The organism is Azospira sp. MPR-LB4, assembly GCF_058809525.1.
In genome coordinates, this window is sequence record NZ_CM179521.1 from 2,470,353 (window position 1) to 2,489,974 (window position 19,622).

The 19,622-nt window shown below is 67.0% G+C and carries 22 protein-coding genes and 1 tRNA gene; 14 read left to right on the top strand and 9 right to left on the bottom strand.

Features of this window, described 5'->3' with window-relative positions:
• Window position 1: 1 nt before the first annotated feature.
• Window positions 2–298: a hypothetical protein gene (locus tag AC3QLZ_RS11610; RefSeq protein ID WP_014236041.1), complete on the top strand. Its 297-nt coding sequence runs from the start codon at window positions 2–4 to the stop codon at window positions 296–298.
• 107 nt (window positions 299–405) lie between these two features.
• Here AC3QLZ_RS11610 and AC3QLZ_RS11615 read toward each other — a convergent pair whose 3' ends face one another.
• The gene (locus AC3QLZ_RS11615; RefSeq protein ID WP_014236042.1) at window positions 406–849 is read right to left on the bottom strand and encodes a c-type cytochrome; all 444 of its coding nucleotides are present in this window, start codon (window positions 847–849) and stop codon (window positions 406–408) included.
• A gap of 129 nt (window positions 850–978) precedes the next feature.
• On the opposite strand from AC3QLZ_RS11615, the gene AC3QLZ_RS11620 reads away from it, so the two are divergent.
• A tRNA-Arg gene (locus AC3QLZ_RS11620) sits at window positions 979–1,055 on the top strand.
• Window positions 1,056–1,154: 99 nt separating this feature from the next.
• Here the strand turns inward: AC3QLZ_RS11620 and AC3QLZ_RS11625 are convergent.
• Entirely contained in the window at window positions 1,155–1,475 is a 321-nt protein-coding gene (locus tag AC3QLZ_RS11625) for a hypothetical protein (RefSeq protein WP_014236043.1), read from the bottom strand.
• A 243-nt stretch (window positions 1,476–1,718) separates the two neighbouring features.
• Between AC3QLZ_RS11625 and AC3QLZ_RS11630 the strand changes: the two genes are divergently transcribed.
• The 3 genes from AC3QLZ_RS11630 to nifA all read left to right on the top strand — a co-directional run bounded on the left by AC3QLZ_RS11630 (window position 1,719) and on the right by nifA (window position 6,498).
• Window positions 1,719–2,711, top strand: coding sequence for an HD domain-containing phosphohydrolase (locus tag AC3QLZ_RS11630; RefSeq protein ID WP_416243373.1), 993 nt, complete (start codon window positions 1,719–1,721; stop codon window positions 2,709–2,711).
• A gap of 97 nt (window positions 2,712–2,808) precedes the next feature.
• Window positions 2,809–4,671, top strand: a complete 1,863-nt coding sequence (locus AC3QLZ_RS11635) for a GGDEF domain-containing protein (RefSeq protein ID WP_014236045.1) — start codon at window positions 2,809–2,811, stop codon at window positions 4,669–4,671.
• 93 nt (window positions 4,672–4,764) lie between these two features.
• Entirely contained in the window at window positions 4,765–6,498 is a 1,734-nt protein-coding gene (nifA, locus tag AC3QLZ_RS11640; RefSeq protein ID WP_014236046.1) for a nif-specific transcriptional activator NifA, read from the top strand.
• A 152-nt stretch (window positions 6,499–6,650) separates the two neighbouring features.
• On the opposite strand, the gene AC3QLZ_RS11645 is transcribed toward nifA, so the two are convergent.
• Window positions 6,651–7,079: an ArsC/Spx/MgsR family protein gene (locus AC3QLZ_RS11645; RefSeq protein ID WP_014236047.1), complete on the bottom strand. Its 429-nt coding sequence runs from the start codon at window positions 7,077–7,079 to the stop codon at window positions 6,651–6,653.
• A 153-nt stretch (window positions 7,080–7,232) separates the two neighbouring features.
• Window positions 7,233–7,802, bottom strand: a complete 570-nt coding sequence (locus AC3QLZ_RS11650; RefSeq protein ID WP_014236048.1) for a hypothetical protein — start codon at window positions 7,800–7,802, stop codon at window positions 7,233–7,235.
• A 333-nt stretch (window positions 7,803–8,135) separates the two neighbouring features.
• Between AC3QLZ_RS11650 and nifB the strand changes: the two genes are divergently transcribed.
• The 6 genes from nifB (at window position 8,136) to AC3QLZ_RS11680 (ending at window position 12,285) form a co-directional block, all read left to right on the top strand.
• Window positions 8,136–9,659, top strand: a complete 1,524-nt coding sequence (gene nifB, locus AC3QLZ_RS11655) for a nitrogenase cofactor biosynthesis protein NifB (RefSeq protein ID WP_014236049.1) — start codon at window positions 8,136–8,138, stop codon at window positions 9,657–9,659.
• A gap of 44 nt (window positions 9,660–9,703) precedes the next feature.
• Window positions 9,704–9,919 carry a 4Fe-4S binding protein gene (locus AC3QLZ_RS11660; RefSeq protein WP_014236050.1) on the top strand — a complete coding sequence of 72 codons (216 nt, stop codon included), beginning with the start codon at window positions 9,704–9,706 and terminating at the stop codon, window positions 9,917–9,919.
• Between the two features lie 156 nt (window positions 9,920–10,075).
• Entirely contained in the window at window positions 10,076–10,492 is a 417-nt protein-coding gene (locus AC3QLZ_RS11665; RefSeq protein ID WP_014236051.1) for a HesB/IscA family protein, read from the top strand.
• Between the two features lie 10 nt (window positions 10,493–10,502).
• Entirely contained in the window at window positions 10,503–10,997 is a 495-nt protein-coding gene (nifT, locus tag AC3QLZ_RS11670) for a putative nitrogen fixation protein NifT (RefSeq protein ID WP_014236052.1), read from the top strand.
• A 5-nt stretch (window positions 10,998–11,002) separates the two neighbouring features.
• On the top strand, window positions 11,003–11,860 hold the full coding sequence (locus AC3QLZ_RS11675; protein ID WP_130459555.1) for an SIR2 family NAD-dependent protein deacylase: 858 nt from the start codon (window positions 11,003–11,005) through the stop codon (window positions 11,858–11,860).
• Window positions 11,861–11,865: 5 nt separating this feature from the next.
• The gene (locus AC3QLZ_RS11680) at window positions 11,866–12,285 is read left to right on the top strand and encodes a hypothetical protein (RefSeq protein WP_014236054.1); all 420 of its coding nucleotides are present in this window, start codon (window positions 11,866–11,868) and stop codon (window positions 12,283–12,285) included.
• Between the two features lie 40 nt (window positions 12,286–12,325).
• On the opposite strand, the gene AC3QLZ_RS11685 is transcribed toward AC3QLZ_RS11680, so the two are convergent.
• Window positions 12,326–12,541: a DUF3820 family protein gene (locus AC3QLZ_RS11685; RefSeq protein WP_014236055.1), complete on the bottom strand. Its 216-nt coding sequence runs from the start codon at window positions 12,539–12,541 to the stop codon at window positions 12,326–12,328.
• Complete coding sequence (locus AC3QLZ_RS11690; protein ID WP_014236056.1) at window positions 12,538–13,038, bottom strand: MaoC family dehydratase; 501 nt, start codon at window positions 13,036–13,038, stop codon at window positions 12,538–12,540. The genes AC3QLZ_RS11685 and AC3QLZ_RS11690 overlap by 4 nt, the downstream gene beginning before the upstream one ends.
• Before the next feature lie 169 nt (window positions 13,039–13,207).
• Here AC3QLZ_RS11690 and AC3QLZ_RS11695 point away from each other — a divergent pair, with 169 nt between their 5' ends.
• Window positions 13,208–14,167, top strand: a complete 960-nt coding sequence (locus tag AC3QLZ_RS11695) for an NAD-dependent epimerase/dehydratase family protein (protein ID WP_014236057.1) — start codon at window positions 13,208–13,210, stop codon at window positions 14,165–14,167.
• Between the two features lie 126 nt (window positions 14,168–14,293).
• On the opposite strand, the gene AC3QLZ_RS11700 is transcribed toward AC3QLZ_RS11695, so the two are convergent.
• The 3 genes from AC3QLZ_RS11700 to AC3QLZ_RS11710 form a co-directional block, all read right to left on the bottom strand.
• Window positions 14,294–14,917 carry a protein phosphatase CheZ gene (locus AC3QLZ_RS11700; protein ID WP_014236058.1) on the bottom strand — a complete coding sequence of 208 codons (624 nt, stop codon included), beginning with the start codon at window positions 14,915–14,917 and terminating at the stop codon, window positions 14,294–14,296.
• Between the two features lie 94 nt (window positions 14,918–15,011).
• Window positions 15,012–15,935, bottom strand: a complete 924-nt coding sequence (gene draG / locus AC3QLZ_RS11705; protein WP_014236059.1) for an ADP-ribosyl-[dinitrogen reductase] hydrolase — start codon at window positions 15,933–15,935, stop codon at window positions 15,012–15,014.
• Window positions 15,936–15,948: 13 nt separating this feature from the next.
• Window positions 15,949–16,800 (bottom strand): NAD(+)--dinitrogen-reductase ADP-D-ribosyltransferase, encoded by an 852-nt coding sequence (locus AC3QLZ_RS11710; protein WP_014236060.1) that lies wholly within the window; start codon window positions 16,798–16,800, stop codon window positions 15,949–15,951.
• A 381-nt stretch (window positions 16,801–17,181) separates the two neighbouring features.
• On the opposite strand from AC3QLZ_RS11710, the gene nifH reads away from it, so the two are divergent.
• Both nifH and nifD read left to right on the top strand, forming a co-directional pair.
• Window positions 17,182–18,057 (top strand): nitrogenase iron protein, encoded by an 876-nt coding sequence (gene nifH, locus AC3QLZ_RS11715; RefSeq protein WP_014236061.1) that lies wholly within the window; start codon window positions 17,182–17,184, stop codon window positions 18,055–18,057.
• Between the two features lie 108 nt (window positions 18,058–18,165).
• Window positions 18,166–19,608 (top strand): nitrogenase molybdenum-iron protein alpha chain, encoded by a 1,443-nt coding sequence (nifD, locus tag AC3QLZ_RS11720; RefSeq protein WP_014236062.1) that lies wholly within the window; start codon window positions 18,166–18,168, stop codon window positions 19,606–19,608.
• Window positions 19,609–19,622: the final 14 nt, after the last annotated feature.

The following is a 19,622-nucleotide window of genomic DNA, read 5'->3' on the forward strand; positions in this document are numbered from 1 at the left end:
AATGACCAAGAACCTCATCGCTGTTGCCCTCTTCGCTGCTTTCGGTACCGCTTTCGCCCAGGCTCCCGCCACGCCGGCCACCCCCGCTACTCCTGCGGCGCCTGCTGCCGCACCGGCCAAGGCTGCGGTGGAAGCACCGAAGGCCGAAGTGAAGGCGGAAGCGAAGGCCGAGGCCAAGCCGGCCGTGAAGCACGGCCACAAGAAGGTGGAGAAGAAGGCCGAGCAGGCCGGCGAGAAGGCTGAAAAGGCCGAGGCCGCCAAGCCCGAAGTAAAGCCTGCCGAACCCGCCAAGAAGTAAGGTTTACGCGGCCAACCCGAAGGCCGCTGCAGCATGAAAAAAGGGCGCCGGATCTTGCGATCCGGCGCCCTTTTTTGCGGGACCGGAAAGCTCCGGTCCGTCGCGGCTTACTTGGACAGGCCGACCAGGTAATCCACCACCTTCTTGAAGTCGTCGTCGCTCAGGCTGGAACCGCCCTTGGGAGGCATGGCGCCCTTGCCGCCGATGGCGTTCTTGTACAGGGTGTCCTTGCCCGCGGCGATGCGGGGAGCCCAGGCAGCCTTGTCGCCGGCCTTGGGAGCGCCGGCAGCGCCGGAAGCGTGACAGGCGGCGCAGACGCCGTTGTAGGTGGCCTTGGGATCGACGGGGCCGGCGGGAGCGGCGGCGCTGGCCACCTGCAGGGCCACCTTGGCCACGGGAGCGATGCGGGCATCGGCGTCTTCGGCGCTGGCGCCGCCGGCGGTGCCCTTGCCCAGCTTGGACAGGGGAACGAGGGCCACCATGAGGACGATCGCAATCGCGATCGACCAGTACATGATGGACTTGCTGGAGTGGTTTTGTTGGTCAGCCATGGGGAAAATTCCTTTTATTTCATGCCGGGGGGAGGGTGCGAGGGGCGAATTATATCCGCAAAGTCAGAGTGATCCCAAGGGCGGGCATGGACGCCCGGGGAAAAACCGGGTATTCTTGCCGTCCCTTTTGCGCCCGTAGCTCAGCTGGATAGAGTACTGCCCTCCGAAGGCAGGGGTCGTGCGTTCGAATCGCGCCGGGCGCGCCAAGTTTCAGAAAATGGACACCTCCGGGTGTCCATTTTCATTTCCGCCGTCCCTTTTCCCTTCCGTCCTGTTTCCGCTCCCGGCATTTCCCGCGGCCGGCCCTATTGCCCGTCCTCCAGGCCGCTGGCGGCGAGGAAGCGCTGCCGGGCGGCTTCCAGCTGGCCCTGGGCCTGGGGCGGCACCAGCTGGCGGCATTCGGCGTAGAAGCGGGACCAGGCCTGGCCCAGGGCGGCCCGGTCCGCCGCCGGCGCCGCGGCGGCAGGGGTGCCGGCAACGGCGCCGTCGGCGGCCTGCAGCACCATGTAGCGGGGCACCACCCGGGTTTCGCCGCCTTCGCCGCGGGCCATCATGGGGCCGGTCTTGACGTAGGTCTGGCCTTCCAGGACGAAACGTCCGCCGAGGGGAATGTCGTTGATCTTCATGGTCGTTCTCCGGGTGCTGCCGGGCAGGTTGGGGAGCCGGCCGGGCGGCCGGGCAACGGGCCGCATTCTAGTCCGCCGGGCGGCCACCGCAAGGGCTGGTTTGGCCGCATCAAAGGCGTATGATGAACTAAGCCATAAGTAATAGGCCAAGCCATCATGACACTCTGCGAACCCCTCCCGTCCCTGGGGGAGCCCGTTGCCAGGCCGCCATTCGAGGAAGCCGGAGCCCGCTTCCGGCCCATCATGGACGCCATGACCGCCCATATCGCCCTGCTCGACGGAGCGGGCACCATCGTGGCGGTGAACGAGGCCTGGAAACGCTTCGCCGACAGCAACTGCGGCCGTTCCCCCGGCTACGGCCTGGGCCTCAACTACCTGCAACTGCTCGACGGCATGCAGGGCTGCCAGCCCTGTGCCCGGTGCAGTGCCGAAGAGATGGAACTGGCCCGCCGCATTGCCGGCGGCATCCGGGCCGTGCTCAAGGGGCGGTCGCCCAAGTTCCAGATCGAGTATCCCTGCCACTCGCCCACGGAGCGGCGCTGGTTCCTGCTCACCGTTTCCCCTTTCCCCGACGATGGCGGCCCGATCCGGGCCGTGGTGGCCCACGAGGATTTGACGCCCCTGCGCGCCGCCCAGGAAGCGGCCCTGCACCACAGCGCCCAGCTGGCGGCCTCCTTCAGCCGGACGGTGGATGCCATCGCCCTGGCCATCGAGAAGCGGGACGCCTACACCGCCGGCCACCAGAACCAGGTGGCGACCCTGTGCGAGGCCATCGCCCGCCGCCTGGAGCTTGATGAAGAGCAGCGCCAGGGGCTGCAGCTGGGCGCCCGTATCCACGACATCGGCAAGATATCCGTCCCCCTCGACATTCTCGGCAAGCCGGGGAAGCTGTCGCCGCCGGAACTGGAAATCATCCGCTACCACCCCCAGGTGGGTTACGAAATCCTGTGCGGCATCGATTTTCCCTGGCCAATCGCCGACATGGTGCACCAGCACCACGAACGGGTGGACGGCAGCGGCTATCCCCAGGGGCTGGCGGGCGAGGACATCTGCCTGGAAGCCCGCATCATCGCCGTGGCCGACGTCTTCGACGCCATCATTTCCCACCGCCCCTACCGGGCCGCCCGTTCCCGGGAAGAGGGGCTGCGGGAGCTGGCCCTGGGCCGCGGCAGCCGTTTCGATGCCCGGGTGGTGGATGCCCTGCTGGCCCACCTGGCGGAGGCGGAGGGCGCCTGACCACCGTGCTGCCATGACCCTCCCGCGCTGCGGCCGGCGTACAATGCCAAACGCCTAGAACCGGGAACAACCCGGCGGGATCAAGGGAGGTGGGATCGTGGTGGCAGGAGCGTACCCCGGCCGGGAGGTGCCCGGACATGTGCCCTGGTGGCAGCGCATTTCCGTGCGCATCGGCGTCGGCGCCATGCTGGTGCTGGTGGCGGCCCTGGTGGTGGTGGGTTGGCTGGTGACCCGGCAGGAGGAGCGCCTCTACGGCGAACAGCACACGGCCCACGCCCACAAGATTTCCAGCTTGGTGGCCGAGGGCCTGGTGCGGCGCATGCTGGCCGGCGGCGGTGCCGCGGCCTGGGACGGCGTCACCCGGGAAGCTTCCACCTACATCGAGACGGCCGGCGTCGGCCGCATTTCCGTGCTGGCCCGCAACGGCAGCGTCAAGGCCAGTACTGACCCGTCCCTGCGCGGCGGCAGCATCGAGGTGGCCGGCAACCCGGCCTGCCCCGGCTGCGACGGCATGGTGCCCGAACAGTTTCCCGTCACCCGGGCCGTGGTGGATGCGGCGGGCCAGCACTGGCTGCGGGTGGTCAGCGCTGTGCCGGCCCGGCCCGAATGCAAGGGCTGCCACCAGGACCCGGGGGAAAAGCTGCGGGGCCTGGTGCTGGTGGATTTCGACCTGACTCCCCTCAATCAGGCTGCCGCCGAGCGGCGCCGCGGCCTGCTGCTGATCGGCCTGGCCTGCGGCCTGGTGTCCCTGGTGCTGATCTACTGGTTATTCCGCCGCTCCGTGCTGGAGCCGGTGGAGGTGCTGGTGGATACGGCCGGGCGCCTGGCCGGCGGCGACCTGCAGGCCCGGGCGCCGGTGGCCGAACGGGGCGAACTGGGCCATCTGGCGGCCCATTTCAACCACATGGTGGACCGCATCGAGGACCAGGTGGCCCGTCTTGAATCCTCCAACCTGGAGTCGGGCCTGCTGTACACCCTGGTGGTGGAGGTCTCCCGCAACATGGAAATGTCGGCGGTGGCCTCCACCGTGGTGCGGGTCCTGGAACAGAAGCTGGCGCCGGCCTTCGTCGCCTTCTTCGCCGAATCGGCCGACGGCACCTGGGTCTGCGCCAGTGACCGCAGCGATGCCCTGTTCACCGGCGAAGGCGCCCTGGCGCCGGCCCTGCTGGGCCAGGAGCTCCTGGCCCGGGAGGCCCTGGACGGCTTTCCCCTGTCCATGGCCCAGGCGGCGGTGGCCAGCCTGGAACTGCAACTGGGCGTGGGCGGCGGCGCCCTGCATTTCGCCGTGCCCCTGGGCAGCGGCGGCCGCCTTTCCGGCCTCCTGGTGTGCAGTATGGAAGGGGCTTCCCGGGTCCAGGCCGACGAGGAACTGCTGGCCAACCTGGGCGGCCACCTGACCCTGGCGGTGGAAAACTCGCGCAACTACACCGGCGCCGTCACCGATCCCCTGACCCGCTGCCGCAACCGCCGCTACGGCCTGGCCCGGCTCGACGAGGCGGCCTACGCCTCGCGCCGCCACGAGATCGAACTGGCGGTGGCCATGCTCGACATCGACCACTTCAAGCGCATCAACGACAGCCACGGCCACCCGGCGGGGGACCAGGTGCTGCGGGAGACGGCGCGGCGCCTGATGGACACCATCCGCAAGGCCGACGTGCCGATCCGCTACGGCGGCGAGGAATTCCTGGTGATCCTGCCCCAGACCCGGGAGGAGGACCTGGCGGCCGTGGGCGAGCGCCTGCGGGCGGCCGTCGGCGCGGCGCCGGTGCGGGTGGTGCTGCCCGGCAACGTGGTGCTGGAGATTGCGGTCAGCGTCAGCGTCGGCCTGGCCAGCTATCGGGGCGAGGGGGACGAGGCCGATGCCCTCATCGCCCGGGCCGACCAGGCCCTGTACCGGGCCAAGGCGGGCGGCCGCAACCGGGTGGAGGTGGTGGGCGGCGGCGACGGGGGCCAAGCGTGAATTAGGTCACGATCGTGGCATGGAACCTGCTCTGATTCAGGCACAAGAAAAAGAGTTCGCGGGGGAGGCAGAAGAACTCTTCAGGAGCTGGTTATGACGGCAACAAAACTGGATCGGGATGCTGACCTGGAACTGGTCACCATCTATGAGATCAGCAAGATTCTCACCTCCTCGCTGGACTTCCAGAAGTCGGTGCGGGAGGCGCTCAACGTCATGCTGACCCACCTCCACATGAGGCATGCCATGGTCAGCATGGTGCAGGGCGAAGGAAAACTGCACGTACTTGGTGCAGCCGGGGTGCCTTTTGCCGTCCAGGAAGACATCATCCTCGACGCCGAAAGCGGCATCGTCGGCCAGGTGCTCAAGCACGGCAGCCCCATGGTGGTGCCCGACATCACCGCCGACCCGGTCTTCATCAACCGTACCGGCCGGGACCTGTCCCAGTGCGCCGGGGTGGCCCTCATCGCCGTGCCGGTGAAGATCGGCCGCGAGGTGGTGGGCGTGCTCAGCGTGGACCGGCCTCCCGGCGCCTCCAAGCCCGCCAGCTTCGACCGGGACGTGCGCCTGCTGTCCCTGGTGGCCAGCCTGGTGGGCCAGACCTTCAAGCTGCACCAGGCCATTGCCGCCGAGCGGGCCCAGCTGATGCTGGAGACCCACCGCCTGCAGAAGCAGTTGCAGGGCAAGTACGACGTGGAAAACGTCATCGGCCGCTCCAAGCGCATGAAGGAGGTGTTCGCCGACGTGCACCAGGCGGCACCGGGCAACTCCACCATCCTCCTGCGGGGCGAGTCGGGCACCGGCAAGGAGGCCATCGCCCACGCCATCCATTATCTGTCGCCCCGTTCCAAGGGCCCCTTCGTCAAGGTGAACTGTGCCGCCCTGCCGGAGACCCTGCTCGAATCCGAACTCTTCGGCCACGAGAAGGGCGCTTTCACCGGCGCCACTGCCGAGCGCAAGGGCCGCTTCGAGATGGCCGACGGCGGCACCCTGTTCCTGGACGAGATCGGCGACATTTCCTCCTCCTTCCAGGCCAAGCTGCTGCGCGTCCTGCAGGAGCACGAGTTCGAGCGGGTCGGCGGCAACAAGACCCACAAGGCCAACTTCCGCCTGGTGGCCGCCACCAACCGCAACCTGGAGGAAATGGTGCAGAAGGGCGACTTCCGCGCCGACCTCTATTTCCGCCTCAATGTGGTGGCCATCCTGCTGCCGCCCCTGCGGGAGCGCAAGGAGGATATCCCCCTGCTGGTGGACTTCTTCCTTTCCCGCTTCAACCGGGAGAACAACCGCAAGCTGACCATCACGCCCGGTGCGGTGGAGATCCTGCAGCACTGCAACTGGCCGGGCAACGTGCGGGAGCTGGAGAACTGCATCGAGCGGGCCGCCACCATGACCCGGGGCGCCCTCATCCGGGAGTCGGACATGCGCTGCCAGAAGGGCCAGTGCTTCTCCTCCGTGCTGCTCGAATCCTCCGCCTCCCGGGCCTGCCATCCGGTGATGGACATGCCGGGCACCCATCCCGGCGGCCACACCACCTTCCCGGCCCGGGAGCCGATCCAGCCCCAATCCCAGCCGGTTCACTTCCGCGACCCCATTCCGGTGGTGGCGGCGCCGGCCCGGCCGGCCATGCCTGCGGCGGCACCGCCCGACTACGGCGACGACGACCTGGCCGAAGGCAGCGACGCCTTCGTCTCGGAACGGGAACGGCTGATCGAGGCCATGGAACGTTGCGGCTGGGTCCAGGCCAAGGCGGCCCGGCTGCTCAACCTGACGCCGCGGCAGATCGGCTACGCCCTGAAGAAATTCAATATCGAGGTGAAGCGCCTGTAGCTTCCGGCGTACCCCGTCCATAGCGATCGGTGCGCCAGGTCGGCCGGGTGGTTCGCCACCCCGGGCCGGGTCGTTGGCGGAATTCGGGCGGGGCGCGGGGTAGGGTGCGGCTCATCCGGGAGATGCCCGGAGGGTCTTATGGGACGGCGATTCTAGGCCGTGGGCGGCGGACAGGGCCGGTGCTCTTCGCCCTTGGGGCAGCCCTCGCCGACATCCTTATCCCCTGCGCCTTCCAGGCCGATCCATTGGGCGATGGCCGTCGTATCGAAACCCACCCTTCGTTCATCCCCCACCTGCAACAGGGGGCGGCGGATCAGCAGGGGCTCGGCCAGCAGCAGGGCCAGGGCAGCATCCCGGCCCAGGGTTTCGGGCTGCACTTCACCATTCTTGAGGCGGGGAGCGGCCCGGTTGAACCACTCGCTCACCGGCAGGGGCTCGAGGAAGGCCAGCAAGGTGGCTGCCGTCCATGGCTCGCCCAGCAGGTCGCGCACCGTCAGGGTGTGGCCGGCGGCCTGGAGCAGGGCCCGCTGCCGGGCATTGCCGCCGCAGCCGGGCTTTTCGTAGAAGATGACGTGGGCCATGGCCGTTGCCGTCGGGAAGCGTCAAAAAGGGATACGCCACTCCCGGCCGGAAGGCCGGCCCTGGCTTGCACCCGTGGCTGGGAACGGCCGCCGGCGGGAGCGACGTAAGCAAAAGGTCCGCGCCCCGGGGGCAGGGTGCGGACCGAGGAGAGATCAGACGGGGCGGTTCTCGGCCACCTTCACCGGACCCATTTCGGCCAGGGCCTGGGCGTAGGGGATCACCGGCAGCTTGCCGTTGTACTTGGCCGCCGCATCCACCACCGCATCCACCTTGGCTTCGGCGGAGGCCTTCTTCAGGTCGCTGCGTTCCAGGTAGAGCAGGTCCAGCAGCTCATTCCACACCGTGGCTTCGTCCAGGGGATACACGTTCCAGCTGACACCGCCCACTTCCACGGCGTACTTCTTGGAGAAGTCCACGTTGCCGGCGAAGAGGAAGTACTTCCCGGCGGGCACCAGGGAATCGCCCATCATGGCGACGATGTGGTCCAGGTGGGCGAGGGAGTCCACGTGGGCGGCGAAGAACACCAGCTGTTCGCCTTCGGCAGCCAGGATCACCTGGTCGGCCTTGGTGATGGGGGGACGGGCTTCGCCGGCGACGCTTTCCGGGAATTCCAGGCCCAGTTCGCCGCGGAAGCCGAAGCGCCCGGCCTTGCCCGTGGGGCCGCTGATGAGGGGGGAGAGCAGTTTGCCGGAGAGTTTGGAGAGTACGGCGTTTTGGGTCATGGCAGCCTCAAGGGATAAGTAGGTTGGATTGAATGACGCCACCACCAGTGCGAGAACTGTGCCAGTGCCGGTCATGCCTTGGAGATGCCCTATCCACGCGGGTTTCGGCGGCACGACGAGGGGCGCTCGGCGTCCCGGGCCATTGTCGGCTTCGATACAGGGGCGTCGTGTCCGCGACAAAGGGTACAAGCCGACACCGGTTGCCCAAGTGACTGTTTAATATCAATAAAAATGGAAATTCCGGACCTGGCACATGGGTTGCTCTAGGGGTGTTGCAGGGCCTGCAGTCAAGGGCCCCGAGACAACGAGCCCCAACCCCGACAGGAGCGGACCATGCAGAACCCGAGCGCCCAAACTGGCATGAGCGGCATGAGTGGAACGGCGGCAGGAGCCCCGGCTTCCCGCCGCATCATCCCCATCGCTTCCGCCCACAGCGGCGCCGCGTCCGCCGGCGGCTGCAGCTCCTCCAGCTGCGGCTCCGGCGAAGGTCCGGCCGACATGCCCGCCCATATCTGGGAGAAGGTGAAGGACCACCCCTGCTACAGCAGCGAGGCCCACCACCACTTCGCCCGCATGCACGTGGCGGTGGCCCCGGCCTGCAACATCCAGTGCAACTACTGCAACCGCAAGTACGACTGTGCCAACGAATCCCGCCCCGGCGTGGTAAGCGAGAAGCTGACCCCGGAAATGGCGGGCAAGAAGGTGCTGGCGGTGGCCGCCGAGATTCCCCAGCTTTCCGTGGTCGGCATCGCCGGCCCGGGCGACGCCCTGGCCAATCCGGCCAAGACCTTCAAGACCTTCGAGCTGATCCAGCAGAGCGCGCCGGACATCAAGCTCTGTCTCTCCACCAACGGCCTGGCCCTGCCGGACCACGTGGAGACCATCAAGAAGTTCAATGTGGACCACGTCACCATCACCATCAACATGGTGGACCCGGAAGTGGGCCAGCACATCTACCCCTGGATCTTCCACAACCACAAGCGCTACCACGGCCTGGAAGCGGCGCGGATCCTGCACGAGCGGCAGATGCTGGGCCTGGAGATGCTCACCGCCGCCGGCATCCTGGTGAAGGTGAACTCGGTGCTGATCCCCGGCATCAACGACCATCACCTGAAGGAAGTGAACAAGGTGGTGAAGGCCAAGGGCGCCTTCCTGCACAACATCATGCCGCTCATTTCCGACCCGGCCCACGGTACCCACTTCGGCCTCACCGGCCAGCGCGGCCCCACCGCCGCCGAACTGAAGGCCCTGCAGGACGAGTGCGAAGGCGACATGAAGCTGATGCGCCACTGCCGCCAGTGCCGCGCCGACGCCGTCGGCATGCTGGGGGAGGACCGCAGCCAGGAATTCACCAGCGACAAGCTGGACGCCATTGCCGCCACCTACGACCCCACCGCCCGCCAGGCCTACCGGGACTTCGTAGAGAAGGAGCGGGCCGATCAGCGTGCCGCCGAAGCTGAAAAGAAGGCCGGCCTGGCCGGCGCTTCGGAGAAGGCCCTGGTGGCCGTGGCCACCAAGGGCGGTGGCCGCATCAACCAGCACTTCGGCCACGCCAGCGAGTTCCAGGTGTACGAAGTCTCCGCCGCCGGCGCCAAGTTCGTCGGCCATCGCAAGGTGGAGCACTACTGTGCCGGCGGCTACGAGGAAGAGGAGGCCATGCCCTCCATCCTCGACGCCCTCCAGGACTGCGCCGCCGTTCTGGTGGCCAAGATCGGCCACTGCCCCATGAAGGAACTGCAGGCCGCGGGCATCGAGCCGGTGCAGGACTACGCCCACGAATACATCGAAGCCTCGGCCCTGGCCTGGTTCCAGCAGCGTCTGGAGCGGCGCCAGGGCGCCACCAGCCTGGTCGCCTGAGGCCATCCAACCCATCCGTCACCCCCTAAGACAAGGAGCCCATCATGGCCTACAAGATCAACGCCTCCGCCTGTACCGCCTGCGGTGCCTGCGAACAGGAATGTCCCAACGACGCCATCTACGAGAAGAACGGCCTGTTCGCCATCAAGGCTGACGGCTGCACCGAGTGCATCGGTCATTACGACGATCCCCAGTGCATCGCCGCCTGCCCGGCCGACTGCATCGTCGTGGACAAGAGCGTGCCGCGCTACCAGGCCTGAAGGCAGCCACAGAGGACACAGAGAACACAGAGGGAAAATCCCTGGGCGCTGTGCCCGAAGGTCAGGCCGGCAGCGCGGGAAGTTGTCGACGTTGCTCTGTGTTCTCTGTGCCCTCTGTGGCTAAACAAAAAAACCCCAACCCCCGGAGGTAAGGATATGTGCGTCAACATCACGCCCCGCGCCGCCAAGTACATGCGCCAGATGGTGCGTTTCGGCGAAGGCTCGGCGTCCGCCGGTTTCCGCCTCTCGGTCAAGCCCGGCGGCTGTTCCGGCTTCGATTCCAGCTTCACCGTGGCCGAGACGCCGACGCCCGGCGACACGGTGATCGAGCAGAACGGGGCCCTCCTGTTCCTCACCGCCGAGAGCTGCAGCCTGCTGCACGGCTACACCATCGACTTCAAGGAAAGCCCCTCGTCCTCCGGCCTCTCCTTCACCAACCCCAACGGCCCCCACGTCTGCGGCTGCGGGGCCGGTGACGGTGCCGCCGCGGGCGGCGTCGGCGTGGTCACCTTCATGAAGCGGGACCAGGCGCCCCAGGGTGCCATGGCTGGCTGCTCCAGCCACAAGGGCTGAGGCCGGGATCATGTCGGCCCGGGACAGCGATGTGGTGGAACTGGATGGCCCGCCCCAGTTCCATTTCGGCGAGAAAGTCGTCGCCCGGAAGTATGTGAAGAACGACGGCACCTATCCCCTCAGGGAAATCGGCGAGGTGCTGGTACACAAGGGGGACGTGGGCTACGTCACCAGTATCGGCACCTTTCTGCAGCAGTTTTACATCTACGGCGTGGACTTCGTGGACCGGGGCTGCCTGGTCGGCATGAAGGGACGCGAAATCGAATCTTTAGACCAAGTGGGAGAGGGCAACATGAAAATCACCTTGCGCAAGGACAAGAACGGCAACCTGTCGGTCTACGTCCCCAAGAAGGACCTGGAGCAGGACGTGGTGTTCACCGAGAAGGCCACCCTGTGGGGCGGCCAGATCACCCTGGGCAACGGCTGGAAGCTGCAGCTGCCGGAGATGGCGGTGGACACCCCCATGCCCATCACCATCGAAGCCGCCAAGCTGAGCGAGGAGTGAAGACCATGGGCGCCGACAGCACCGACGGTCTGCTCGCCACCGTTGCCGACGGTCTTGGCAGCGGCGCCCTGATTCCCTACCTGGGGGCCGAGGCGGTGCTGCTGGCACCGGCCAACGCCGCCCTGCCCCTGGCGCCGGAGGCTCTCGCCGCCTTCCTCTCCAAGCGGGCCACGGTGCCTTCGCGCATCCGCCGCAACCCCACGGCCACGGCCCAGTACATCGAGAACTTCCGCCATCGCAAGACCCTGCGCAAGCTGATGCTGGAGGCCTTCGCCACCCCGGCCGAAGTGCCCGCCTTCTACCGCCTGCTGGCCCGCCTGGCGCCGCCCATGGTGGTGGACACGGGCTATGACACGGCCCTCGCCGGCGCCTTCGCCGGCAACAGTGATTGGGCCCAGATCCAGGGTGTCAGCCGGGCCGAGGTGCGGGAAGGCTGGTATCTCTGCTACGACGCCGCCGGCGCCCCCCTCCCCGAGGCCGGGGCGGCGGCCTGCCGCACCCTGGTGTACAAGCCCCTGGGCGGGGTGCAGCCGGCGGGCAACTTCATCATCTCCGATTCCGACTTCGTCGAAGTGCTGACGGAGATCGACATCCAGACCCCCATCCCCGAGGCGGTGAAAAGCCGCCGCGCCAGCCGGGGCTTCGTCTTCTTCGGCTGCCGCTTCCGCGACCAGCTGACCCGCACCTACGCGCGCCAGGTGATGAAGCGCTCCGCCGGCCCCCACTTCGCCGTGCTGCCGGCGGCGGAGCTGACCCGCAACGAACTGCGCTTCATCGCCGAGCAGGGCATCACGGTCATCGACCGGCCCCTGGCCGAAGTGGCGGCGGCCCTGGAGGCCGCCCTGGACTGCGCGGTGGCCTGAGTCCCATGCTGCTGGTGCGCTACCGCCTCGGCGGCCGGCCCTCCCTGTGCGGCCTGACCCTGGCGGCGCCGCCGGAGGGGGAGGGCATCCTGGCCATCCTGCACGAACTGCCGGAGAACCCGGGCGTCTCCATTTCCGTCGCCATCGACCGGGTCATCGCCGCCGCCCTGACCCAGCATCCAGCCCTCCTGGCCGCCGCCCCCTTCCATCGCATCCGCTGGATCGAGCGCTACTACGGCATTGAGGACGGCATCCCGGAAATGCTGGCGGAGACCGTGGCCGACATCAGCCCCGGTCCCGACGGCTGGCAGGTGCGGCCGAAGGACTGCCTGCCCGTGGGCAGCCAGCTGCTGCGCCACATCCGGCGCGAACTGGCGCGCCTGGGCGACGACGCCGAGACGGCGGGCTGCTTCAACATCCATTGAAAAGAAAAGGGCCCCGCCGGGGCCCTGTGTTGTGGCGCCGCTAGCGCCCCTGGCGCAGGGGCTGGAGCAGATGGGAGAGGCCGTTGTGGTCGATCTCCTGCATCAGGGCCAGCAGCCGGCCGATCTCGCCGGGGGGAAAGCCCTCCCGTGCGAACCAGTTGAGGTAGTTGCCCGGCAGGTCGGCGATGAGCGTGCCCTTGTGCTTGCCGAAGGGCATCTCCCGGGTCACCAGCAGTTGCAGGTCCTCCGGCTTCACGCGCCGGCCCGCTTGAGCAGGTGCATGACGATGAAGCTCAGCACCGCCTCGCCGCGCTGATTGGCCGCCACGTACTTGAGGCGGGCGATGCCCCGGTCCGGCTTGGAGGAAGAGGGCTTTACCTCCAGCACCTCGATTTCCGTATGCAGGGTATCGCCGGGCCGCACCGGCGCCAGCCAGCGCAGCTCGTCGATGCCCGGGGAGCCGATGCTCGAGCGGCTGAAGATGCCGCTCTGGATGAACAGGCGGAAAGCCAGGGCCAGGCTCTGGAAACCGCTGGCGATGAGCCCGCCGTAGGGCGATTCCGCGGCGGCGTTCACATCCAGATGGAAGGGCTGGGGATCGTAGCGCCAGGCGAAGTCGATGATCTCCGCTTCGGTGAGAGTGATGCCTGGCGTGGTGAAGCGCTGGCCGGGGGCTAGGTCGTCGAGAAAGAGGGGCGACATGGACGGAGCGGACGGGATGGGGAAGGGCAAAGATACAAAAAAATCCTCCATTTGTCCTTCCTTCCGGCCATCGCCGGCCCAGTCGCCAGGGGACCGACGGGCCGCCCTCCGGCAGCTCTCCGGGCCGGCACGGGAGTGCCCGGGCGACCTCAGGGCGGCTCCGTCTTGTATGCTTGCGCCTGATCAGCATTTCGCCCCTCTTCTGGAAAGGACCCTTCCCTTGGAAGTTTGCATCACCGGCGGCTCCGGTTTCATCGGCAAACGCCTGACAGCAGCCCTGCTGGCCCGGGGTGACCAGGTTCGCTCCCTGACCCGCAAGAGCGTCGGGGTGACCGGCGCCCCCCAGGGCCTCAGCTTTCACGCCGGGGACCTGACCGATCCCCAGGTGGCGCTGGGTGGATTCCTGGCCGGGGCCCGGGTGCTGTTCCACTGCGCCGGCGAAATCAACGACACAGCCCGGATGCGGCCCCTCCATGTGGATGGCACGGCCCGTCTCCTGGCAGCCGCCAGGCAGCAGTTTGCCGCCGGCGGCCAGCCCCTGCACTGGGTGCAACTGAGCAGCGTCGGCGCCTACGGGCCCGACCGCCGGCCGGACCGGCATCAGCCCCGCATCGTGGACGAGGAAACGGCGCCGGCGCCGGTGGGCGAATACGAAGTCACCAAGACCGAGGCCGACCAGCTGGTGCTGGATGCCGCCCGGGAAGGCTACATCACCTGCACCCTGCTGCGTCCGGCCAACGTCTTCGGCGCCGACATGCCGAACCAGTCCCTCCGCTCCATGATCGCCTTCATCCGCAAGGGCCTGTTTTTCTACATCGGCCCGGACGACGTGGTGGCCACCTACATCCATGTGGATGACGTGGTGGAGACGCTGCTGGCCTGCGGCTGCGATCCCCGGGCCCGGGGCCATGTCTTCAATCTCTCCAACGATTGCGCCTACGGCGATCTGGTCAATGCCATCGCCGATGCCGCAGGGGTCCGCCGTCCCCGCCTGCGCCTCAATGAAACCCTGGTGCGGCGCATTGTCGCCCTGGCCAGCCCCTTCCTGCGCCTGCCCCTGACGCCGGAGCGCATCGACGCCATGCGGGTGCGCACCCGCTATCCCGTCACCAAGCTCCAGTCCGTCCTGGGCCTGGCACCCCGGCGGGAGGTGTGCGATGCCATCCGGGAACTGCTGTGAAAGCACCCATTTATCAGGAGTACTCGCCCCAGCGGTGGCGATATGAAAAAGGCTGCCCTCGGGCAGCCTTTTTTCTTGGGTCGGCCGGCGAATCATTCCCGGTCGGCATGGTGGAGCCTCCCCGTTCTAGAACCCCAGGCTCTCGAGGAAGTTGTCCACTTCCGACTGGGAGCCGAAGGCCTGTTTCTGGTTCTTGTCCGAATCCATGGCGGGGCCGTTGAGGAGGCCGTCCTTGGGCTGCTTGCCTTCGCCGGGGGCGGTGCGGGCGAGCAGGGTGAGGAGCTGGCTTTCCATGTCCTGGGCCAGGTCCACGATTTTCTTGATGACCTGGCCGGTGAGGTCCTGGAATTCCTGGGCCAGGATGATTTCGGTGAGCTGGGCCTTGTTGGCGGCGGCCTCGGCGTCGCTCTGCTGCAGGTAGGCCCGGGTGCGGGCCAGGGTTTCCTGGTAGTCCCGGGAATCCTTGCGCTTGTCGGCCACCCGCTCCCAGTCGGCGAGGAGCTGGCGGGCGCCTTCCTGGGCCCGGTCCTGGGTGGGACTGATGCTGTCCACGGCGTTGAGCACGCGGGAGACGGCCTGTTCGGTCATGGAGAGCACGTAGTTGAGCCGCTCCCGGGCGTCGGGAATGGCGTCCACGGTGCGTTCCAGGGCCTTGTCGTGGCCCAGGGCCTGCAGGGTTTCGTGCAGGTCCCGGGTCATCTTGCCGATTTGTTCGAAAACCTGGTGCTGATCGCTGGAGCCGGTGGTCATGGGAAATGCCCTTGGGGGTTGCGCCGTAAGAGACGTAACCATAGCGCATATGGCGCCGGCTGCCGACCCCCGGGAGGGGTGCCCGGGGAATGGCTCAGGGGGCGGCGCGGCGCTGGGACAGGGCCAGCAGGCCCGTTGCCTGGGCTTCCACGGCCATGCGGGCGTGCCGGTCCAGGCGCCGCAGCCAGCGGAAGGGAATGGCGGCTTTGCCGTAGTGGGCGCCGGCGAGCATGGCGGCCAGGGCGCCGTTGGTGTCCGCGTCGCCTCCCAGGTTCACCGTCTTCACCAGGCAGGCCTCGAAGCTGTCGGTGCTGAAGAAGGCGTGGCAGACGGTTTGCAGGGTATCCACTACATAGCCGGTGGCCCGCTTGGGGTAGGGATCGAAGCGGAAGTTGCGGTGGCCGGCCACCAGGGCGTCGGCCAGCTGCCGCGCCCGCTCCTTGCCTTCGCCCCGCAGCAGGGCCCGGGTCATGCAGCCCAGGGTCAGGGTGGCCACGTCGGAGAGGGGATGGTTGTGGGTCAGGTGGGCCTGTTCCAGGCTCCAGCGGGCGAAGGCGTCGTCGTCCCCCAGGGTGGCGATGACCACCGGCAGGTTGCGCATGACGGCGCCGTTGCCGGCGTCGCCGTCGCTGTAGGGGGATTCCAGGGTGCCCTTGTGCATGTAGCGGACGATGCCGCGGCGGCAGGTGTTGCCCACGTCGATGGGCTTGGTTTTCAGCCAGGCGAGGAAGTGTTCGGCGACGCAGGTGAGGTTCCATTCCGGGTGTTCCAGGATGGCGTCGCCCAGGGCCAGGCTCATCTGGGTGTCGTCGGTGATCTGGCCGGGTTTCAGGCGCAGCCAGCCGCCGCCGGTGATGTGTTCATGCACGCCGTACTGGGCGGCGATTTCGCCGGGGGTGAGGAATTCCACCGTGGCGCCGAGGGCGTCGCCGATGGCAAAGCCCAGGTAGGCGGCCCGCACCCGGTCGAGCAGGGAGCCGGGCGGGGCGGGGGGATGGCGGGGCTGGGTGAGGAACACGGCGCAGGCTCCTTCAGTAGTAGCTCATCTGCACCCGGTAATCGCCGCCGATCACCAGGTATTCGCCTTCGCCCTTGAGCACGGGGCCGGGCAGGAGGCCGTTGAAGAAGAGAATCTTCACCAGGGGCACCTGCACTTCCAGGATGGTGTCGCCGAACTGGTCGGCCACCTCCCGGTCGTCGGTGAAGGAGATCAGGTTGTTCTGCCGCACGATGGCCTCCCGCCGCGACAGGGTGCTGACCACGTGGTGTTCGGAGAGGTCGTTAACGCCCCGGTAGAGGGTCAGGTGGCGGCGGCTGGGAAAGATGTAGCGGGCCAGCATCCACTGGCAGTACTCGTAGAGCAGGTCCAGCTGCAGCTGGATGGAGTTGTTGTGGAAGCGGGCGCACATCTTCTCTTCCACATAGGTCATCCAGGCCCGGGAGGGATAGCGGCCAAGGGGCTCCTTGTGGAAGGTGGGCAACAGGCCGAAGCGGCTTTCCACCCAGCCCTTGAGCACCGCCCCTTCCGGGTTGTTGGCATCGAAACCCCAGCCCTGCAGCAGGCGCCGGTAGCTGGAGCGGAACAGGCGGGGGCCGGGCCGCGCTGTGCCGTCGTCCCGGGGCCGTCGCTCCGGCCCCTCGTTCACCCCGAACACGGCCGCCATGTATTTCTGGAAGGCGTCCATGGCCTCCTCGGCGCAGGTGGAATCCTCCAGCATGCGGAAGAGGGCCGGGCTGGTCTCCCGCACGCCGCTGATGTGCAGGCGCAGGGGGTGCTCGTTGAAGGCGGGGCTGGCGAGGAGGCCCGAGGGCACGCCCACCAGGTTGGTGCTGTGGCCGGGGGGCGGCGGGGCGAGGGGGACGGTGGGCAGGTCGGGCTTCATGCCCGGCACATAAGCAACATCTATTCCCCGTTCTGGCGCACCCGGCCGGCGAGGGCGGCGGCCTGGGCGATGCCCGGCCGGGGAGGCAGGAGGGACGGACCTCCCGGCCGTGGGGTGGCGGCGAGGTCCATCCGGCGCGCCTCCTGGCTCGGTCCGCTTTGGGGGCGTCGTCCGGGGCCGGGGAATGCGGTCTTTACGACAGGGGCGGGGGCCTTTGTCGTGTTCGCAACATGGCCGCGAGGGCCCGGTACAAAACACATTTTCCAGTCGTATCAAGGCATTGCGGCGCAAACGAGGACCTGGCACGGCCCTTGCCATAGTAGGTCAAGCCTGGCACCGCCGGGATTGATTTTGTGACTTCAACCATCGAGGGGAAATGAAATGAGTGCATTGCGTCAAATCGCCTTCTACGGCAAGGGTGGCATCGGCAAATCCACCACCTCCCAAAACACCCTGGCGGCCCTGGCTGAAATGGGCCAAAAGATCCTCATCGTCGGCTGCGACCCGAAGGCCGACTCCACCCGTCTGATCCTGCACGCCAAGGCCCAGGACACCGTGCTCTCCCTGGCTGCCGACGCCGGCTCCGTGGAAGACCTGGAACTGGAAGACGTGCTGAAGGTGGGTTACCGCGACATCCGCTGCGTTGAGTCCGGCGGTCCGGAACCCGGCGTCGGCTGCGCCGGCCGCGGCGTTATCACCGCCATCAACTTCCTCGAAGAGAACGGCGCCTACGACGGCGTGGACTACGTTTCCTACGACGTGCTGGGCGACGTGGTGTGTGGCGGCTTCGCCATGCCCATCCGCGAGAACAAGGCCCAGGAAATCTACATCGTCATGTCCGGCGAAATGATGGCCATGTACGCCGCCAACAACATCTCCAAGGGCATCCTGAAGTACGCCAATGCCGGCGGCGTGCGTCTGGGCGGTCTGATCTGCAACGAGCGTAAGACCGACAAGGAATACGAGCTGGCCGACGCCCTGGCCAAGAAGCTCGGCACCAAGCTGATCCACTTCGTCCCCCGCGACAACGTGGTGCAGCACGCCGAACTGCGCCGCATGACCGTGCTGGAGTACGACCCCGAGTCCAAGCAGGCCGGCGAATACCGCGCCCTGGCCCAGAAGGTCCATGCCAATGCCGGCAACGGCGTGATCCCCACCCCCATCTCCATGGACGAGCTGGAAGACCTGCTGCTCGAGTTCGGCATCATGAGCAAGGAAGACGAGTCCATCGTCGGCAAGTCCAAGTCCGCCGCTTGAAGACTACGAGCCACAGGGGGCGCAGAGGTCACGGAGCAACTGTGACGCCCGAAAAAACTCTGTGCTCTCTGTGATCTCTGTGGCTAACGCAATATTTAGGAGAATCACATGAGTGCGGTACTCGACGACAAAACGCGCAACCAGGCGCTGATCCAGGAGGTGCTCGAAGCCTACCCGGAGAAGGCCGCCAAGAAGCGCGCCAAGCACCTCAACGTGTACGAAGAGGGCAAGCCCGACTGCGGCGTGAAGTCCAACATCAAGTCCCTGCCCGGCGTCATGACCATCCGCGGTTGTGCCTATGCCGGCTCCAAGGGCGTGGTGTGGGGCCCGATCAAGGACATGGTGCACATCTCCCACGGTCCCGTGGGCTGCGGCCAGTACTCCTGGGGCACCCGTCGCAACTACGCCTCCGGCACCGTCGGCGTGGACAACTTCACCGTCCTGCAGGTCACCTCCGACTTCCAGGAGAAGGACATCGTCTTCGGCGGCGACAAGAAGCTGGACAAGGTGATCGACGAGATCACGGAAATCTTCCCCCTGGCCCGCGGCATCTCCATCCAGTCCGAATGTCCCATCGGCCTCATCGGTGACGACATCGAGGCCGTGGCCAAGAAGAAGACCAAGGAAATCTCCAAGACCATCGTGCCGGTGCGTTGCGAAGGCTTCCGCGGCGTCTCCCAGTCCCTGGGCCACCACATCGCCAACGACATGGTGCGCGACTGGGTCCTGGACAAGGCCGACAACAAGGGCTTCGAATCCACCCCCTACGACGTCACCATCATCGGCGACTACAACATCGGCGGCGACGCCTGGTCCTCCCGCATCCTGCTGGAAGAGATGGGCCTGCGCGTGATCGCCCAGTGGTCCGGCGACGGCACCCTGGCGGAAATGGAAAAGACCCCCAAGGCCAAGCTCAACCTGCTGCACTGCTACCGTTCCATGAACTACATCAGCCGGCACATGGAAGAGAAGTACGGCATTCCCTGGGTCGAGTACAACTTCTTCGGCCCCTCCAAGATCGCTGCCTCCCTGCGGGAAATCGCTTCCCACTTCGACGACACGATCAAGGAAAACGCCGAGAAGGTCATCGCCAAGTACCAGGCCATGGTGGACGGCATCATCGCCAAGTACAAGCCGCGCCTGACGGGCAAGAAGGTCATGCTGTACGTGGGCGGCCTGCGTCCCCGTCACGTGGTCGGCGCCTATGAGGACCTGGGCATGGAAGTGGTCGGTGCCGGTTACGAATTCGCCCACGGCGACGACTACCAGCGCACCACCCACTACGTCAAAGACGGCACCCTGATCTACGACGACGTGACCGGCTTCGAGTTCGAGAAGTTCGCCGAAAAGATCCGTCCCGACCTGGTGGGTTCCGGCGTCAAGGAAAAGTACATCTTCCAGAAGATGGGCATCCCCTTCCGCCAGATGCACTCCTGGGACTACTCCGGCCCGTATCACGGCTACGACGGCTTCGCCATCTTCGCCCGCGACATGGACATGGCCATCAACAGCCCGGTCTGGAGCATGACCAAGGCCCCCTGGAAGAAGTAAGCCCAGGCCGCCTG

Excerpts from the sequence above, each read along its gene's own strand:
- AC3QLZ_RS11690 (WP_014236056.1), bottom strand. The coding sequence starts at position 13,038 with ATGGAGGATTTTTTTGTATCTTTGCCCTTCCCCATCCCGTCCGCTCCG.
- nifH (WP_014236061.1), top strand. The coding sequence starts at position 17,182 with ATGAGTGCATTGCGTCAAATCGCCTTCTACGGCAAGGGTGGCATCGGC.
- nifA (WP_014236046.1), top strand. The coding sequence starts at position 4,765 with ATGACGGCAACAAAACTGGATCGGGATGCTGACCTGGAACTGGTCACC.
- nifD (WP_014236062.1), top strand. The coding sequence starts at position 18,166 with ATGAGTGCGGTACTCGACGACAAAACGCGCAACCAGGCGCTGATCCAG.
- AC3QLZ_RS11650 (WP_014236048.1), bottom strand. The coding sequence starts at position 7,802 with ATGACCCAAAACGCCGTACTCTCCAAACTCTCCGGCAAACTGCTCTCC.
- AC3QLZ_RS11645 (WP_014236047.1), bottom strand. The coding sequence starts at position 7,079 with ATGGCCCACGTCATCTTCTACGAAAAGCCCGGCTGCGGCGGCAATGCC.
- AC3QLZ_RS11610 (WP_014236041.1), top strand. The coding sequence starts at position 2 with ATGACCAAGAACCTCATCGCTGTTGCCCTCTTCGCTGCTTTCGGTACC.
- AC3QLZ_RS11615 (WP_014236042.1), bottom strand. The coding sequence starts at position 849 with ATGGCTGACCAACAAAACCACTCCAGCAAGTCCATCATGTACTGGTCG.
- nifT (WP_014236052.1), top strand. The coding sequence starts at position 10,503 with ATGTCGGCCCGGGACAGCGATGTGGTGGAACTGGATGGCCCGCCCCAG.
- AC3QLZ_RS11630 (WP_416243373.1), top strand. The coding sequence starts at position 1,719 with ATGGACGCCATGACCGCCCATATCGCCCTGCTCGACGGAGCGGGCACC.
- AC3QLZ_RS11710 (WP_014236060.1), bottom strand. The coding sequence starts at position 16,800 with ATGAAGCCCGACCTGCCCACCGTCCCCCTCGCCCCGCCGCCCCCCGGC.
- nifB (WP_014236049.1), top strand. The coding sequence starts at position 8,136 with ATGCAGAACCCGAGCGCCCAAACTGGCATGAGCGGCATGAGTGGAACG.
- AC3QLZ_RS11660 (WP_014236050.1), top strand. The coding sequence starts at position 9,704 with ATGGCCTACAAGATCAACGCCTCCGCCTGTACCGCCTGCGGTGCCTGC.
- AC3QLZ_RS11665 (WP_014236051.1), top strand. The coding sequence starts at position 10,076 with ATGTGCGTCAACATCACGCCCCGCGCCGCCAAGTACATGCGCCAGATG.
- AC3QLZ_RS11680 (WP_014236054.1), top strand. The coding sequence starts at position 11,866 with ATGCTGCTGGTGCGCTACCGCCTCGGCGGCCGGCCCTCCCTGTGCGGC.
- AC3QLZ_RS11675 (WP_130459555.1), top strand. The coding sequence starts at position 11,003 with ATGGGCGCCGACAGCACCGACGGTCTGCTCGCCACCGTTGCCGACGGT.
- AC3QLZ_RS11700 (WP_014236058.1), bottom strand. The coding sequence starts at position 14,917 with ATGACCACCGGCTCCAGCGATCAGCACCAGGTTTTCGAACAAATCGGC.
- AC3QLZ_RS11625 (WP_014236043.1), bottom strand. The coding sequence starts at position 1,475 with ATGAAGATCAACGACATTCCCCTCGGCGGACGTTTCGTCCTGGAAGGC.